The 15,712-nt window shown below is 50.6% G+C and carries 14 protein-coding genes; 2 read left to right on the forward strand and 12 right to left on the reverse strand.

Going from position 1 to position 15,712, the window contains the following annotated elements:
- Nucleotides 1-19 precede the first annotated feature (19 nt).
- The 5 genes from CLC93_RS01685 to CLC93_RS01705 all read right to left on the reverse strand — a co-directional run bounded on the left by CLC93_RS01685 (nucleotide 20) and on the right by CLC93_RS01705 (nucleotide 5,965).
- Entirely contained in the window at nucleotides 20-2,224 is a 2,205-nt protein-coding gene (locus CLC93_RS01685) for a polysaccharide biosynthesis tyrosine autokinase (protein ID WP_095504204.1), read from the reverse strand.
- 76 nt (nucleotides 2,225-2,300) lie between these two features.
- Complete coding sequence (locus tag CLC93_RS01690) at nucleotides 2,301-2,744, reverse strand: arsenate reductase/protein-tyrosine-phosphatase family protein (RefSeq protein WP_095504205.1); 444 nt, start codon at nucleotides 2,742-2,744, stop codon at nucleotides 2,301-2,303.
- A 26-nt stretch (nucleotides 2,745-2,770) separates the two neighbouring features.
- On the reverse strand, nucleotides 2,771-3,922 hold the full coding sequence (locus CLC93_RS01695) for a polysaccharide export protein (RefSeq protein ID WP_281254648.1): 1,152 nt from the start codon (nucleotides 3,920-3,922) through the stop codon (nucleotides 2,771-2,773).
- Between the two features lie 364 nt (nucleotides 3,923-4,286).
- Nucleotides 4,287-4,787 (reverse strand): transcription/translation regulatory transformer protein RfaH, encoded by a 501-nt coding sequence (gene rfaH, locus CLC93_RS01700; protein ID WP_169902751.1) that lies wholly within the window; start codon nucleotides 4,785-4,787, stop codon nucleotides 4,287-4,289.
- A 194-nt stretch (nucleotides 4,788-4,981) separates the two neighbouring features.
- Nucleotides 4,982-5,965: a YadA C-terminal domain-containing protein gene (locus tag CLC93_RS01705; RefSeq protein ID WP_169902753.1), complete on the reverse strand. Its 984-nt coding sequence runs from the start codon at nucleotides 5,963-5,965 to the stop codon at nucleotides 4,982-4,984.
- Nucleotides 5,966-6,290: 325 nt separating this feature from the next.
- On the opposite strand from CLC93_RS01705, the gene CLC93_RS01710 reads away from it, so the two are divergent.
- Complete coding sequence (locus CLC93_RS01710; protein ID WP_095504208.1) at nucleotides 6,291-7,760, forward strand: peptide MFS transporter; 1,470 nt, start codon at nucleotides 6,291-6,293, stop codon at nucleotides 7,758-7,760.
- A 326-nt stretch (nucleotides 7,761-8,086) separates the two neighbouring features.
- Here the strand turns inward: CLC93_RS01710 and CLC93_RS01715 are convergent, their stop codons facing one another.
- The 5 genes from CLC93_RS01715 to htpG form a co-directional block, all read right to left on the reverse strand.
- On the reverse strand, nucleotides 8,087-8,668 hold the full coding sequence (locus CLC93_RS01715) for a transposase (protein WP_095504209.1): 582 nt from the start codon (nucleotides 8,666-8,668) through the stop codon (nucleotides 8,087-8,089).
- A gap of 127 nt (nucleotides 8,669-8,795) precedes the next feature.
- Nucleotides 8,796-10,100 carry an inosine/guanosine kinase gene (locus tag CLC93_RS01720; RefSeq protein ID WP_095504210.1) on the reverse strand — a complete coding sequence of 435 codons (1,305 nt, stop codon included), beginning with the start codon at nucleotides 10,098-10,100 and terminating at the stop codon, nucleotides 8,796-8,798.
- 171 nt (nucleotides 10,101-10,271) lie between these two features.
- Entirely contained in the window at nucleotides 10,272-11,264 is a 993-nt protein-coding gene (hemH, locus tag CLC93_RS01725) for a ferrochelatase (RefSeq protein WP_095504211.1), read from the reverse strand.
- A gap of 16 nt (nucleotides 11,265-11,280) precedes the next feature.
- On the reverse strand, nucleotides 11,281-11,925 hold the full coding sequence (gene adk / locus CLC93_RS01730; protein WP_095504212.1) for an adenylate kinase: 645 nt from the start codon (nucleotides 11,923-11,925) through the stop codon (nucleotides 11,281-11,283).
- A 312-nt stretch (nucleotides 11,926-12,237) separates the two neighbouring features.
- Entirely contained in the window at nucleotides 12,238-14,148 is a 1,911-nt protein-coding gene (htpG, locus tag CLC93_RS01735; protein WP_095504213.1) for a molecular chaperone HtpG, read from the reverse strand.
- A 308-nt stretch (nucleotides 14,149-14,456) separates the two neighbouring features.
- On the opposite strand from htpG, the gene CLC93_RS17680 reads away from it, so the two are divergent.
- On the forward strand, nucleotides 14,457-14,612 hold the full coding sequence (locus CLC93_RS17680; RefSeq protein WP_169902756.1) for a hypothetical protein: 156 nt from the start codon (nucleotides 14,457-14,459) through the stop codon (nucleotides 14,610-14,612).
- 120 nt (nucleotides 14,613-14,732) lie between these two features.
- Here CLC93_RS17680 and recR read toward each other — a convergent pair whose 3' ends face one another.
- On the reverse strand, nucleotides 14,733-15,332 hold the full coding sequence (gene recR, locus CLC93_RS01740) for a recombination mediator RecR (protein ID WP_095504214.1): 600 nt from the start codon (nucleotides 15,330-15,332) through the stop codon (nucleotides 14,733-14,735).
- Nucleotides 15,333-15,359: 27 nt separating this feature from the next.
- Nucleotides 15,360-15,695, reverse strand: coding sequence for a YbaB/EbfC family nucleoid-associated protein (locus tag CLC93_RS01745; protein ID WP_095504215.1), 336 nt, complete (start codon nucleotides 15,693-15,695; stop codon nucleotides 15,360-15,362).
- Nucleotides 15,696-15,712 lie beyond the last annotated feature (17 nt).

A 15,712-nucleotide genomic window follows, 5' to 3' on the forward strand; every position in this document is an offset into this window, starting at 1 on the left:
TTTTCAAGCGCTTGCTCAGTTAAGCCGACTTGTTCTTGTACTCATAGCTGTAATAGCCGTACTCATAGCCATAACCGCCGGCTTTCTTCTCAACACCGTTGAAAATCACGCCTTTAATATCGACGCCATTTTGCTCAAAGCGACGCTGCGCCACTTCAACCTGCTTCAATGGGTTAATACCAAAACGAGTCACCATCAAGTTGGTGCCGCACAGATGGCCGACAATATTGGCATCGGTCACCGCCAAAATCGGTGGCGTATCGACAATCACCATGTCGTATTCTTTATTCGCACGCTCAATGAACTCAGCAAAGCTCGGGTGCATTAGCAGCTCAGACGGGTTTGGTGGAATGCGTCCACGCGGCATAAAGTGCAAACCTTCGACTTCCGTCTCTTTAATCGCATCTTCATAGCTCACATCGCCCACAAGCATATCTGACAGCCCGTCGTCCCAGTTCATATTGAACAGGCGCTGCATGTAGCCTTTGCGCATATCCGCATCGATTACCAACACTTTTTGACCGCTTTGGGCGATAGTGGTGGCCAGGTTAGCACTGATAAAGGACTTACCAATCTCAGGGCTTGGGCCTGAAATCATGATCACCTTGTTCTTAGCTTCTAGCATGGCGAAGTGCAGGCTGGTGCGCAGCGAGCGAATCGCTTCAATGGCCAAGTCCGTTGGGTCGTAGTGCGCTAACAACAGAGATTGCTTGTGTTTCTTACGCTTTTTGTTGCTCTCAAAGCGCTTAAAGAAAGTCTCGGAGAAAGGTACGCTGGCGTATACGTTAATGCCAATTTCTTCAAACTCTTCTGGGTTCTCCACACCGCGATTCATCGCCGCGCGAACCAATACAAAGGCCACTGACAGCATGCCGCCAAGCAAGGTACCTAGAACCGCAATCAGCGCTTTCTTCGGCTTAACCGGATGCTCAGAAATTTCAGCGTAATCGATGACACGCACGTTACCCACGGTACCGGCTTTAGCCACGTTAAGCTCTTGTACCTTGTTCAGCAGCGCCAAGTAAATTTGCTGGTTCACTTCAACGTCACGAGCAAGGCGAAGAACTTCCTGCTGAGTTTCAGGCAACTCAGTCACTTGCTCTTGCAGGCGCTCGCGCTCGTCAAACAACTCTTGTTGCTTGCGCTTAAAGGCCACGTAGTTCGGGTGTTCAGGAGTAAATCGACGAGCGATATCCGCTTCTGAGAAGGCCAATTCTGAAATACGCGATTCTAGGTTGACCAGTTGCTCGAGCACCGACTGTGTCTCTAGCGACAAATCCACCGACTTGTTTGCCAAGCGGTAATCGTTTAGACGCTCTTCCGACTCGGTCAGTTCAATCTTTAGGGTCGGTAGCTGGTCTTTTAAGAACTCTAAGCTCTTTTCAGCTTCTGCAGACATACGACGCACGTTTTGCAGTACGTAGTAGTTGGCAATCGCATCTAGGGTTTTAACGGTCAACTGACGATCGGCACCGTCCAGTGACAGAGCTAGAATCCCAGACTGCTTGCCTTTTTCACTCACGGCCAAAATGCCTTGCAAGTCGCGAATCGCTTTTACACGGCTCTTTTTGGTCAGTACAAACTGAGTATTTGGCTGCGCAACTAGGTCAGTGACCAGTACACGCACATCGCCCAAAGCCGACTCGGCTAGCTGGTTAAGCTCACCCTTGATGATAACTTTGTCACCGTGGGCGACCTGATACTTGTTGCCGCTTAAGTAGGTCAGAATTAGCGGCTCTTTACCCAAGTCGCGCTCTACGGCCAGTTGCGAGACATTAATGCGCTCGCCACCCCAACCATAACCTTCCAGCATGGCATCCGCCGGCTCAGCACCACCGTGGCGACGAGCTAAAAAGTTGCCAATCAGCGGAAAGCGCTTAGGCTCAGCGATAATATCCAGCTTAAGCTCATCAACGGCATTGCCAATTACCTGACGAGACTTCAGCAATTCGATTTCGGTGACGGCAGCACCATCGGTGGCAAACATCTCACCGAGATCCGCCAGACCTGGTAGGCCACCCTTTTTCTCTTCAATTTGAATCAGAGCGTCGGCTTTGTAGATAGGAGTCGCTAGCATGGCGTAAGCCACGGCTAACAGGGCAAACACAAAGGTGGTCGCCATAATAATCCACTTGCCATTAAGCAAGATGGCCAGCAGTTTTCCTAGATCTATCTCGTCGTTATCAAGGCTACGAGAAGATTTATCATTGGTATTCGAGGTCATGGTCACTCTTTCATTGGGTTGCCGACATTTCGACATCTAACGTGAAGCTCAAGCGAACTTGAGCCCATGAATTAACTTATAATTTTTGCGCCCAAGCACGGCAATGGCGCTCGATTTCGTCATAGGCAAACTGAAATGCTTCGTCGCTTTTTTGATACGGATCGGGCACTTCGGCATCGCTATCCCATTTTCCCAACAGCATGCACTTGCCGCTGGCTTGAGGATACTTCTGATTCACCACATTCAGATGACCATTCTCCATCACCAGAATCAGGTCGGCTTTGCGTACTAGCTCTGAACTCAGTTGTTGAGCTGAGTGCTCGGTATTGGCTTGTGGCTCACGCTCTTCCAATAAAGCCAAGGCGTTAGGCTCTATGCCTTTACCAGTTAACCCGGACTTAGCGTTAGCAATACCCGCACTAATCACTTGCTTGTTAGGCAAGTACAACTGCAGCAATTTTTCAGCCGTGGGGCTTCGACAAATGTTGCCGACGCACACCACCAAGATGGTATTGAACATGGTTAGCTCTCCAACTTCAGCGTAGGCTAGTTATTGTTGATGTAGGTTTTGCTGATGTCACTGATGTTCTTCAGCATGATCGCGGTCGGTGCGATTTGTGCAATCACGCGGTTCCAACGGCTAACCGGAGCGGCGGTCACATATACTACATCGTTAGGCTGTAACTTAAACTTGCTGGCCAATACCAGTGCTACTGCATTTTGGGCGTTGAGCTGGAACACAGACGTGCTGTTGTCCTGACCTGCGCGCAATACAAAAATACCTGTGGCATCGGCAGTACCTTCATTGATACCGCCCGCGCTTGAGAGCGCTTGAGCCAGGTTCATACCATTGCGATTCATGGTCAGCGTATCTGGGCTACCCACCTCACCCATGACGAACACGTTTAGCGCATCGTTGCGGGCTACGTGAATCACGTCGTTGTGACGCAACAGAGTGTTTTGGCTTAGCTCGCCTTTTTGATACAAAGCATGCAAATCAATCACTTCATCTTCGCTGCCTTTGTCTGAGTAGCGAGTCAGGGTGACATTGCGCCAGTCAGCATCGGGCGTCAGACCGCCGGCGTTGTTGATGGCATCTAGCAGGGTCAAAGGTACGTTAGTGATCGGCTGAACACCGCTCTCTTTGACTTCGCCAGTCATATAAACTTTTTGGCTTTGGAACGCAGCAATCGACACGTCCACCTGAGGGCTTTGAATGTGCTTACTCAGCGCTTGTGTTAACACTTCGCGAACTTGTGGTGCTGTCTTACCGATAACAGGTACGTTACCTGCGTAGGGATAGAAGATGGTGCCATTCGCACGTACCGGGTTACCGGTAGCCGCCGCGTCGCGGAATTGACCGGCAGGTGTGGTCAACTCTGGGTGATCCCACACAATGATACTCAGTACGTCGCCAACCCCAATGCGATACTCATAGTCCGCCAATTGGGCTTCTAGCGCAGGATTGTTGCGCGCGGTTTGAACTTGGTCACTCGCGGAGTTTAATGCCGCAACCGTTTCGGTGGTCAGGGGCACAATCTGAATGCTGGCTTCGTCAATTGCCGCTTCAGCTTCGCCGCCGCGGATGTGTCCACCAGGTGTCATACACCCGCTAACAGACAAGCTGGCCAACAAAACCAATCCGGTTTTGATAAAGCCAGACTTTACAAAAGAGTGGACTTGAGTAGGGTTTTTCAAGGGTTACCTCAAAGCTATTTATAAAACAGGCAGTTACCTGAACAACTCTGGAATTTTAACGCCAGTGCGTTTACCAGTGTTTGCAAAAATCTTGCGACCTTAAACTGTCGATAACGATTTCAACAGCTTGCTTACATGTCGCCTAAACCAAACAGTGCCCTGGGTAGCGGCGAAGCTACTTCAGGGCACTGTTTGTTATTTGAATCTGTTACGACTTTCCCTGTCTCAATTGAGTGCATGTTTCCTTGCGCTCAATTTCTGCACAGCCTCCGCGCAGTTGAGGCGCTAGTTTAGGCTCACGATGATGAAATTTCAATGACATTCTTGGCTCAAGTGCCAAAAATGAGAAGAACAAAAGGCTTGTCTAGTCGCCTTGTTTAGCCAATTTGGCCTGCTCAACTTCTAGGCGCTGCTGCTTACCCATCATTTCCAATAAAATGAAGCAACGGTTTTCACCACTAGATTCTTGAAACACTGCATTTAAATGGGCAAATGGCCCTTCGGTAACTATTACCTTATCGCCGGCAGTAAAATCATTGGTAACTTCTGGTATCTCGTTCAAATCGTCGAGTTGCTGCATGATAGACAGTACCACAGCGCTTGGTACCACAGGCATGTGCGCGCCAAATTGCACCATCCCGGCCACACCACGAGTGTTTTTCACGCGAGCTACCGCAAACTGGCTTGGGTCAAAGCGCACAAACAGGTAGCCGGGAAACAAAGCCTCTTCCACCTTCTGTTTTTTTCCTCTGAGCATTTTATCACGCTCAATCTGAGGTAGATAAACTTCAAGACCTTGAGCTTCTAGATTGGCCTGAGCTCGTTGTTCACCTCTTGGCTTGGCATATACCAGATACCAATTCATTGTGTATTCGCCGATCATCACTCTCATTCCAAACGAGCTTTAGTATACCTATTAATGACTTAGCAGCCAGCTATGCGAGATTTACTTGCCTAGATTTAAACCAATCGAGCCTTCATTCAACCCTAGGTTATTCCCAACCTAGGGCGTCAACTACCCTTTAGTTTGGCTAAGCCCAGGCTTTGCTAAGTAACGACTTAATCAAATGAGTAGCTCAAGCCCGCTGCCGCCATAGTGTCATTACCAGCCTTGCTGTTTTGCGAATGGCCAACACTGCCTTTTAGCTGCCATTGCTGCTTCTCGCCAAAGCGATAGCCGGCGCCAATAGCGATAGCATTTGAGCCGTTGAAACTGGCAATACCAACACCCACGCCTTTGCTAGCGTTATATTGTAGCTGAGACATGGCACCCGTCATGGCAACTCCGTTTGACAAACGTCCATCGAGTTTGTCGATTCGTTGATCAAGGCGATGAATTTCTGCCGTGGTTTTAGCCTTTAGATCTTCCATAAACATCCGGTTGTCGGCGATGGCTTGAGTATTGGACGCTATTGCACGTCGGTTGCTGCCAATATCGGTGCGCATCTCTTGCCGCTCGCTACTAGCCTGTTCGTTGACCGCCTGCTGCTTGCTCACTTCGCGCTCCAAGCGCTCTTTAGTATGCGAAATCCCATCGCGATTCTGAGCGATTTCGTTGGCGTTATTCTGAACGCCTTGACGGTTTTGTTCGACACCCGTTTCCACTTGGTCAACACGGCGATTGTTTTCTTGAATGTGCTTTTCGGTCTCGACCAGACCATTCTTCACGTCAGTGATACCTTTTTGGGTTTGGTCAAACATATCGCCCATGCCCTCAATGGCCTTGGTGTTGTCATCCACTTTGGTGTTTAGCTCGTCACCCGCTTTCTCAATGTCGTTCATACGCTGGCGTTGACTATCCAGCTCGCCATTGACTTGGTCCAAGCGAGAGTTTGTGCGCTGAGATTCTTCTGCAAGGCCCTCGATGGCCTCGTTTTGTTTGCGATTAATGCGATCGTTAGCCGCGATGCGGTCGGTATTCTCAGCCACTTGGTCGACCAAAATGTCCTGGATATGGCGGTTCGCAGGCACTTGACCCACGGGCTCAGCCAAAACGCTAGTACTGCACAAAAGCGCAAAAAGTAAGAAGACATTGGATTTCATTGATTTGGACCTCATAGGGTTTTGCTACGGGTACACGCTCAGAACAATGTTCAGCGCGGGCCGAAAATATTACAGTAACTGTAAGATACCTAAGCCACCCCTAAGGATCTGTGAGTTGTTTTTGACGACTTGTGTGAAATACGGAAATTTTGACGCACAAAACATGTACAACAATTCTGTGCGTAATTGGCTCAAAGATACGACTACCGCCAGCTTTGGCGATTCCTATTTGACTTTGGTCACGCCATGCGCGTATATAGTGTGTCGCGTTATATAAAATGGCAGCGATAGCCATTAATCAATCAACAAAATGAAGGTAATTTGAATGAGCTCTATGCCCCCTCAAGGCACTTTCCTAGGCCATCCTAAAGGGTTATTCCTACTCTTTACCACCGAGCTTTGGGAACGTTTCTCATACTATGCAATGCGAGCCATCTTGGTTCTGTATTTGGTTGGACAAGTCCACACCCAAGGTGGCTTCGGTATGGGTTGGACCCAAGCCGACGCACTAAAACTTTACGGTATCTTTACCGGTCTGGTTTACCTAACCCCACTGATTGGTGGTTGGTTAGCCGATAACTACTTAGGCCAACGTAAGGCCATTATCATCGGTGGTGCCATGATGGCCGCCGGTCAATTCCTACTGGGTACGCCACACGCTTGGATTCCAGGCATGGAAACCGAAGTATTCTACCTAGGTCTGGGTGTTCTGATTGCCGGTAACGGTATGTTCAAGCCGAACATCTCTACCATGGTTGGTGATTTGTACGAAGAGGGCGACCACCGTCGTGACGGCGCGTTCACCATCTTCTACATGGGTATCAACGTAGGTGCTTTCCTATCCGGTATTATTGTGGGTTCTGTGGTTGCTGCCTATGACGGTAACTTCCAAGCAGGCTTTATCACTGCCGGTATCGGTATGGTGGCCTCTTTGGTAATTCAGTTCCTGTTTGCTCAAAAGTACTTGGGCGACATCGGTACCGTGCCTGCGGCCAAGCTGGCTAAGCAGCAAGAAACTGAAGTTCGCAAAGAACCATTAACGCCTGTTGAGCGCGACCGTATCAAAGTAATTATGGTTATGGGTCTGTTCACCATCATCTTCTGGGCGGGCTTCGAGCAAGCCGGTGGTCTGATGAACTTGTTCACCAACGACTTTACTGACCGCATGATTGGCGGTTGGGAAGTACCGACCACTTGGTTCCAGTCTTTGAACGCCATGTTCATCGTGATCTTTGCACCTGTTATCGCATCTATCTGGGTTCGCCTAGGTGAGCGCGAGCCAAACTCGCCGGTGAAGTTCGCCATGGGTCTGGTTTTGCTAGCGATCGGTTTCTTGTTCATGATCGGTGCGGTTCTAGAGATGGGCGGCGACCCAACCGCTAAGTCATCTATGTGGTGGCTGGTTGGTGCTTACTTCTTCCACACCATGGGTGAGCTTTGCTTGTCACCTATCGGTCTGTCGATGGTAACTAAGCTGGCTCCACTACGTATCGCCTCGCTGATGATGGGTGCCTGGTTCCTATTCGTTGCTGCGGCAAACTACATCGGTGGTTTCGTTGGTTCGTTCATCGGCCACGACGGCACCAAAGAAGAGCAGCTAGCAAACGCTATGGGTATCTTCGCTGGTATCGCAATTACCGCGGTTGTCTCTGGCGCCATCCTATACTTCATGGCTGACAAGCTAGTTGACTGGATGCACGGTGCTGAAGACAGCACTCACCACGACGACGAAGACAAAGCCCTAGAAGACGAGATCGCAGTTACTGCTGATCACGAAGGCGTAGCACCTCGCTAATCGCCTTTAGCTTCTGAGCTTCTAGTAGAAAAACCGCAGCGGCTTCGCCCCTGCGGTTTTTTGGTACTTGCCCCCAGGCTTACCCACAGGGGACAGTCCCCTACCCCTAAATCCGCCTGTTTTATCCACAGATATGGCAATTTCTTAGCAATCCGACTGTTAGGTACTCCTAGAACGACAGCCACAGCCTAGTTACTCAATTATGGCCACTTCGAACCTAGCCAACTGTGGATAACTGATGAAAAATCCAGCAATAATTTGTCACTTACTCACAGGGGACTGTCCCCTAGGGTTGCAGGCCGCGATTTTGTCCACATGCGGGTTTGCTAGAAAATTTCTATGTATTCTAGTTCGTTTGGGCCAATGAAATCGCCGAAAGTCTGGCGATACCAAAGGGCTCGCTCGTCCAGGTCGGTGTCGATATCTCGGAATATTGGATGAGGCTTAACAAACGGATGAGACTGGTTGTGGGCATTGAATCGGTGACTGCTCCATCGGTAGTGGCTTGGGTTTGACACCATTCCTGCGCGCACTGGATTTAACTCGATATAGCGATAACAAGTCATCAAGTACTGCTCGTCCTCGATGATTTTGTGCTTATAGCGACTTTCCCAAAACACGCCACAGCGATGATATTCGCGGTTGTAATACATGGCGTAGATCTGCGAGAGTTTCTTCATGCACTTAGCCAACGCATGCTTTGACGGTGGAGTTATCAGCAAGTGGGTGTGGTTTGGCATCAAGCAAAATGCGTGCAAGGTGCATTTCGACTCAGCCAAAGCCTCGCCTAGCCACTTGTGATAAACAGCGTGGTCTTTGGCGTTGTGAAAGATGGTTTGGCGATTATTGCCACGGTGGATAATGTGCACCGGCACGTTGGCGATTATATGTCTTGGTCCTCTTGGCATTCTAGCTTCCTTGCACTTAGCGAAAACTCAAACCATAGGACAGCTTTCCTCTACCATCCATCCGCAATCGGAACCAAAAAACAAAACCCGCCGATTTGGCGGGCTTAACTGCAACAACCGATGCGTTCTAGCGCTCCCAGTAAGCCTCTTCTAGTGAGTCCTCTTTCTCGGGTAAGCCGCGCATCAAGCGCGGGCTGTCCTGTCCCAAGACTTCAAACGCCACTCGATTGGCGTATTTGCAAATCTGACTAAAGCTTGAGTAACACAAGCCCGACTGCTTGTGCTTGCTGGAGTTCGGAATGTTCAGTTTATGAAATTGCGCCGCACTCAAATCATGTAACAGTGCAGACAATGCTCCATCGCCAGCGCCATTGGTGTTGCGAATTTCTTTCGGACCACCCATGTACGGCGCGATATGCGCGTACACTCGAGTTGGCTTTTGACAGTCTTTTACTCGCATTGGGCGCGAAAACTCATGACGATTAAATTCAGGAATGGCTCCAGGCAGTAAGGTATGAGAAGTCACGCGCAAATATTGCTCATCGCAGTGCCCGGCCATATACAAGCCAATAGGGCCTGCGGTACAGAGCACCATATCCGCCCAATCTAAAGTCCTATCTGCCGCAGCTAGAGGGTCTGACTCGCCGGTTAAGGCCTCGCCCTCGTCCTCGTTCATCGCTAAAATCGTTACATTGTCACGAATAAAATCGCGCCAAAACTGCGGGTCTTGCTCTATCAAAAAGCGAGTGCCTAAGGTCAGCACTACCGGCACATCCGCCTCTTTGGCGTACTCAATGGCTTTAAGCACAGAGTCGCGCATCCCTGCATTTGGGTCCGCTCGAAGTAAGTAAGAACTCACTACCAAGGCCGCGGAGGTCTGCACAATTTGCTTGTCGATGGACTCGGGTTGCAAGTCATCCATACAGCCTTTGGAAATCGCAAAACTGCGCTCACCACACTCGGTGATCAAAGCAAAACAGCGGCCAATCGGGCCATCCACCGGTTGCAGATGGTTCAAGTTCACCCGAGACGAGGTGTTGCACAGATAGCGATAGGCGTAGCTGCCCACTTCGATGTTTGAGCGCATGACGCCAAACATCACTGAATTGCCGTCCGCCAGTGTCGAGTAGTTGTGCAGCGTGTTACCAATGGTGCCACCGGCAAACTCAGAGCTAATCAGGCCACTCTCTTTTAGCTCTTTGTACAACGCTTTCGCCGCCTCATCATCGATCAGAAGTGAGTTGCCCTTTTTGAGATTATGGCGTTCCAGAAGCTCATCGCTAACGCGAGCTTCGATGTCCACTAGCGTCTGCTCAACACCGCAGATATGGGTGCGACGTTGCTCTTTGTGCTGGGCCAAGCCCAAATTAACCGGATCGTTCGACTTCACCGGAAAGTAGTGTTTGGATTTACGTTGACCAGGAAACTTCATGGTGCCTCGCGCTGGCGTGTTGAGTGTCGGCGACTAGCTATCAGCCTAGTTCAGCCGTTCAAGAAGGGCTAACGTCCATGCGCTAATTAAGCGGTAAGCAAACTAGCGTTTAGCAATAAAAAAGCGCGCCAGTCCCGGCACGCTTTATTAATTTGTGACAGTGGCTTAAGACTAGAAGCCCTGCATCTGAGCCAGGGCCAGCTTGGCCATTAGCTCAATGTGTGCATCGTCGTCGTTCAGACAAGGAATGTACTGGTAGCGCTCGCCACCGGCTTCCAAAAACTCGTCTCGAACTTCTTCAGCGATTTCTTCTAGGGTCTCTAGGCAGTCCGCCGAGAACGCCGGGCAAATCACATCAAGCGACTTAACACCTTGTTTTGGCAAGCTGTTGACCGTCTCATCGGTATACGGCTGCAACCAAGGCTCTTTGCCAAAACGCGACTGGAAGGTCACCAAGTATTCATCTGAACTCAAGCCAAGCGCTTCTGCCAGAGCATCACCCGTGGCGTGACACTGCATCTCGTACGGGTCGCCCTCATCAACGTAGCGTTGAGGCACACCGTGGAAGCTCATCAGTAGCTTGTCGGCGCGACCGTTCGCGTCCCAATGACGACGAACGCTATCCGCCAAGGCCGAGATGTAATCCGGGTCTAGGTGATACTCTTTTTGCATGCGCACTTCTGGCACATTGCGACGAGTCAGCATGGCTTTCGCCAGACCATCGCTTACCGGTGCCACGGTAGAGCAGGAGTATTGCGGGAATACCGGCAGCACTACTACCTTGTCCACGTTTTGCTCTTGTAAGCGCTTTAAGCCGGTGCTGAGCGACGGGTTGCCGTAAGTCATTCCAAGCTCCACCGGAATAGGCCAATCGGTCATGGCTTCCAGCTTTTCAGTCAGCTTTTGCTGCTGCAGCTTAGAAATGTGCATCAATGGCGAGCCGTTTTCAGTCCAAATAGACTGATAGGCCTTTGCCACTTTGCGCGGGCGCACGTTCAGAATGATCCCATATAACACGGGCTTCCAAATCAGTGGATTGAGATCAACGACCCGAGGATCGGATAGGAATTCTTTCAGGAATGCTCTGACCCCGGCAGGCGTCGGTGAGTCTGGAGTTCCCAGAGCCACCAACAGCACGCCGTGGCGCGAATGGTCTTGTGTCATGTGTCCGTGTGCTTACTTAGCCTAGTAATTCTTTTAGCTGGGCACTCACTTCGGCAACGGCTTGGGTGCCGTCAAACTTGCTGTACTGCACGTTGCCTGCCTTGGCTTCAGCGCCGTAGTAATCCACCAGCGGTTTAGTTTGCTCATGGTACACTTTCAAGCGATCGCGAACTGTGGCCTCTTCGTCATCTTTGCGAATTACCAAGTCGTCACCGGTCACATCGTCCTTGCCTTCCACTTTGGGCGGGTTGAATACCACGTGGTACACACGACCCGAACCTGGGTGAACGCGACGGCCGCTCATGCGCTTGACGATCTCTTCGTCCGGCACGTCAATCTCAACACAGTGATCCACCTTGATGCCGTGCTCTTTCATCGCGTCGGCCTGTGGAATGGTGCGAGGGAAACCGTCGAGCAAGAAACCGTTTGCACAGTCGTCTTGAGCCACGCGCTCTTTAACCAAACCAATGATCAGCTCGTCAGAAACCAACTGACCGGCGTCCATCACTTTCTTGGCTTCCAAACCCAGTGGTGTGCCGGCTTTTACCGCCGCTCGCAACATATCACCGGTAGAGATTTGTGGAATACCGTACTTTTCCATGATGAACTGAGCTTGAGTACCTTTACCGGCACCTGGCGCGCCCAAAAGAATAATGCGCATGCTTATGCTTCCTTATAAATAGGTTCTGTGTCACAGAGATGGCGGCAATAGTGGCACAAATGACCCAATTTTTAAAGCACTAGTCGGTATGTTCACCAGCGAGTACGATTGGTTGCGTTTTCGCTTAAATACCTTGAGCATTTCGAGTTACGCGAGCTAGGGCAAAAGCGATCGCTACTGACACTAACTTTTTGGCTCTTTGCCACTTAGGCTGTGGATAAAACCGCCGGATTTAGGGGGTGGGGACAGTCCCCTGTGTGTAACTTGCTGCAAAAAGGCGCCAATTGGCGCCTTTATCAACAAGCAAATGGCTTATTTAGCCAGCTTTAGCCACAGCTCATTTAGCTGCTTAATAAAGCTAGATGGGTCTTCCAAGCTGCCGCGCTCACTCAGTTGCGCTTGTGACAATAACAGCTCAATCCAAGCAGCAAATTCCTGCTCGTCCTGCTCTTGGTCAAGCTTTTGCACAATCGGGTGCTCAGGGTTTAGCTCGAATACGCCTTTGGACTCTGGCACTGGCTGACCCGCCGCTTGCATCAGCTTGATCATTTGCGCTGACATCTCATCATCAGCGGTGACCAAGCACGCCGGCGAGTCGGTGAGACGGGTAGTCACGCGCACGTCTTTGACTTTATCACCCAGCACAACTTTAACGCGCTTAACCAAGTCTTCTGACTGCTTCTCAATTTGCTCTTGTTGCTCTTTCTCGGCCTGGTCTTCTAGCTCACCAAGTTCCAGGTTGCCACGTGACACGTTAACCATGGCTTTGCCGTCAAACTCGGTCAGGTAGCTCATCATCCACTCGTCGATGCGCTCAGACATCAGTAGCACCTCGATGCCCTTCTTGCGCAGCACTTCTAGATGTGGGCTGTTCTTAGCGGCTGCATAAGAGTCAGCAGTAATGTAGTAAATCTTGTCTTGGCCTTCCACCATACGCTCAACATAGGCTTCAAGGGATACGGTTTCTGCAGACGAGTCGTTGTGAGTTGAAGCAAAGCGCAACAGCTTGGCAATCTTCTCTTGGTTGCCAGAATCTTCCGCAGGACCTTCTTTTAGCACTTGGCCAAACTCTTTCCAGAAAGTGGCGTAGGCTTCCTCGTCTTGCGCAAGTCCTGAGATCATTTGCAGCGAACGTTTAGTCAGCGCGGTACGCATCGCCTGAGTGACCTTGTTGTCTTGCAGAATTTCACGCGACACGTTCAACGGCAGGTCATTGGAGTCCAATAGACCTTTCATGAAGCGCAGGTAGTTCGGCATAAAGACTTCGGCGTCATCCATGATGAACACGCGTTGCACGTACAACTTCAGACCGTGTTTATGCTCGCGGTTAAACATGTCCCATGGCGCTTTCGATGGAATGTACAGCAGCGAGGTGTATTCGTGCTTACCTTCCACACGGTTGTGGCTCCACTTCAGCGGATCGGCAAAGTCGTGCGAGACATGCTTGTAGAACTCTTTGTACTCATCATCTGAGATCTCTGATTTAGAGCGGGTCCACAGCGCTTCGGCCTTGTTGACCGCTTCCCAGCTAGCAGGAGTTGCCGGAATTTTCTCGCCATCAGGACCGTCTTGCTCTTCAGTGGCTTCTTTGTAGAACTCCACCGGAATCGAAATGTGATCCGAGTACTTGGTCACGATAGAGCGCAGACGCCAATCGTCAGCAAACTCTTTTTCGTCTTCTCGCAGGTGCAAAGTGATTTCGGTACCGCGCTCTTCTTTGGTAATGTCTTCCAGGGTGAAGCTACCCTCACCTTCTGAAACCCACTCAACGCCTTGGTCAGCGGCAGCACCCGCGGCACGAGTGCGCACGGTCACTTTGTCAGCCACGATGAACGCCGAGTAAAATCCAACACCAAATTGGCCAATCAACTGAGAGTCTTTGGCTGCATCGCCTGACAAGTTACTAAAGAATTCAGCGGTACCAGATTTGGCGATAGTACCCAGATTCTCAATCACTTCATCGCGGCTCATACCAATACCGTTATCGGAAATGGTCACGGTACCTGCGTCTTTGTCGTGGCTAATACGCACGCGCAAGCTACCATCACCTTGGTATAGGCTGTCGTCGGACAGGGCTTTGTAGCGCAGCTTATCGGCGGCATCGGCGGCGTTGGAAACCAACTCGCGCATAAAGATTTCTTTGTTGCTGTATAGCGAGTGGATCATTAGCTGAAGTAGCTGTTTGACTTCAGTCTGAAAACCATGAACTTCTGGCTGAGACATTGTTGCTTCCTCGGGAATGTGGTTTTTCTAACGTAAAAATTGCTATGTAAGCTAGATGTGGTCGCCCAAACACTTTTCAAGGGGCTGCCGCAAAAAAATTCCTACCCCTGTAATCTCAGTAGTTATCAACACCCCACAAAAACTATCCACTATTTGGGAGTAGCTTACACACAGGGGACTGTCCCCTCCCCCTAAAAGTGGGGGTTTTATCCACAGTTTGGGTCAAATGCTCGCAGCTGTGGCAATTGAGGCTAGGCTAAAGCGATATAGATATAGTCTTAAGCGGAAGGGACATCGTGGGAACTAAGGTGGCAGTACTAGCACTCGCGCTAGTTGCTATGTTTGGTTGGCTAAGAGCCATAGATTGGTCTGACCGTCAGGGGTATCAATGCCCTCGCTGGTTTCTCGTGACCTTGTTAGCGCTTGGAGTCGCTATCAACGTGTGGGATGCTTGGTTCAGATGACAGCAAACTTACCCACAGTGAGCATTTTTATGCACAGAAGTGGCAGTAGTTACTAACAGGGGACTGTCCCCTATGCCGAAAAGTGGGGTGTTTATCCACAGTGTATGGGAAAGAGAGGGGCTAGACTTGTTGGCGGCCGGAGAAACTGAGTGCCAGAGTGGTGCCATCGACATATTCGAGTTCGCCGCCGACTGGGACGCCGTGGGCGATACGGGACACTTTGAGTTCGTGTTGTTTGGCCAGCTCGGCGATGTAGTGCGCGGTGGCTTCGCCTTCGACGGTGGGGTTGGTGGCCAGAATGAGCTCGCTAACGTCACCCGAAGCTAAGCGTTTGGCCAGAATGTCGAGGCCAAGGTCGTCGGGGCCAATGCCGTCTAAGGGCGATAAGTGCCCCATCAGCACGAAGTATTTACCCGAGTAGTGGCCAGAGGCTTCGATTGCTAATACGTCTGCGGGGCTTTCTACCACACACAACTGGCGGGCTTCGCCACGGCGTGGGCTAGCACAAATACTGCACAGCTCTTCTTCAGTGAAGGTGCGGCAGTCGCGACAATGGTCCACTTGGGTCATTGCCGCGTCCAAAGCGCGTCCAAGTTTCATCCCACCAGCGCGTTGACGCTCAAGCAGCTGAAAAGCCATACGTTGAGCGGATTTTGGTCCAACTCCAGGTAAGACTTTAAAGGCTTGGATTAGCTCGTCGACTAATGGGCTAAATTTCATGGATGCGTTTGAGTCCTAAAGCGCCAATTAGAATGGCATTTTGAAACCTGGTGGCAAGTTCATGCCGCCGGTTACTTCAGCCATTTTCGACTTTTGGTTTTCTTCAACGCGGCGCGCGGCATCGTTACAAGCGGCAGCGATCAAGTCTTCCAACATCTCTTTTTCGTCCTCATCGCCCAACAAACTTGGGTCGATTTCAACGCGACGGACGTTATGCGCGCCGTTCATGGTGACTTTTACCATACCAGCGCCAGCTTCACCGGTGACTTCCATGCGAGCGATTTCTTCTTGCACTTTCGCCATACGGTCTTGCATCTGTTGGGCCTGTTTCATCAGGTTGCCCATACCACCTTTTCCAAACATAATCGTCTCTCGCTTGG

It is taken from the genome of Paraferrimonas sedimenticola, assembly GCF_002282855.1.
Taxonomy (GTDB): domain Bacteria; phylum Pseudomonadota; class Gammaproteobacteria; order Enterobacterales; family Shewanellaceae; genus Paraferrimonas; species Paraferrimonas sedimenticola.

Bases quoted from the DNA above. Each gene is read 5' to 3' on its own strand.
- CLC93_RS01745 (WP_095504215.1), bottom strand. From the start codon at position 15,695: ATGTTTGGAAAAGGTGGTATGGGCAACCTGATGAAACAGGCCCAACAG.
- CLC93_RS01690 (WP_095504205.1), bottom strand. From the start codon at position 2,744: ATGTTCAATACCATCTTGGTGGTGTGCGTCGGCAACATTTGTCGAAGC.
- adk (WP_095504212.1), bottom strand. From the start codon at position 11,925: ATGCGCATTATTCTTTTGGGCGCGCCAGGTGCCGGTAAAGGTACTCAA.
- htpG (WP_095504213.1), bottom strand. From the start codon at position 14,148: ATGTCTCAGCCAGAAGTTCATGGTTTTCAGACTGAAGTCAAACAGCTA.
- CLC93_RS01720 (WP_095504210.1), bottom strand. From the start codon at position 10,100: ATGAAGTTTCCTGGTCAACGTAAATCCAAACACTACTTTCCGGTGAAG.
- CLC93_RS01715 (WP_095504209.1), bottom strand. From the start codon at position 8,668: ATGCCAAGAGGACCAAGACATATAATCGCCAACGTGCCGGTGCACATT.
- CLC93_RS01685 (WP_095504204.1), bottom strand. From the start codon at position 2,224: ATGACCTCGAATACCAATGATAAATCTTCTCGTAGCCTTGATAACGAC.
- CLC93_RS01705 (WP_169902753.1), bottom strand. From the start codon at position 5,965: ATGAAATCCAATGTCTTCTTACTTTTTGCGCTTTTGTGCAGTACTAGC.
- hemH (WP_095504211.1), bottom strand. From the start codon at position 11,264: ATGACACAAGACCATTCGCGCCACGGCGTGCTGTTGGTGGCTCTGGGA.
- recR (WP_095504214.1), bottom strand. From the start codon at position 15,332: ATGAAATTTAGCCCATTAGTCGACGAGCTAATCCAAGCCTTTAAAGTC.
- rfaH (WP_169902751.1), bottom strand. From the start codon at position 4,787: ATGAATTGGTATCTGGTATATGCCAAGCCAAGAGGTGAACAACGAGCT.
- CLC93_RS01710 (WP_095504208.1), top strand. From the start codon at position 6,291: ATGAGCTCTATGCCCCCTCAAGGCACTTTCCTAGGCCATCCTAAAGGG.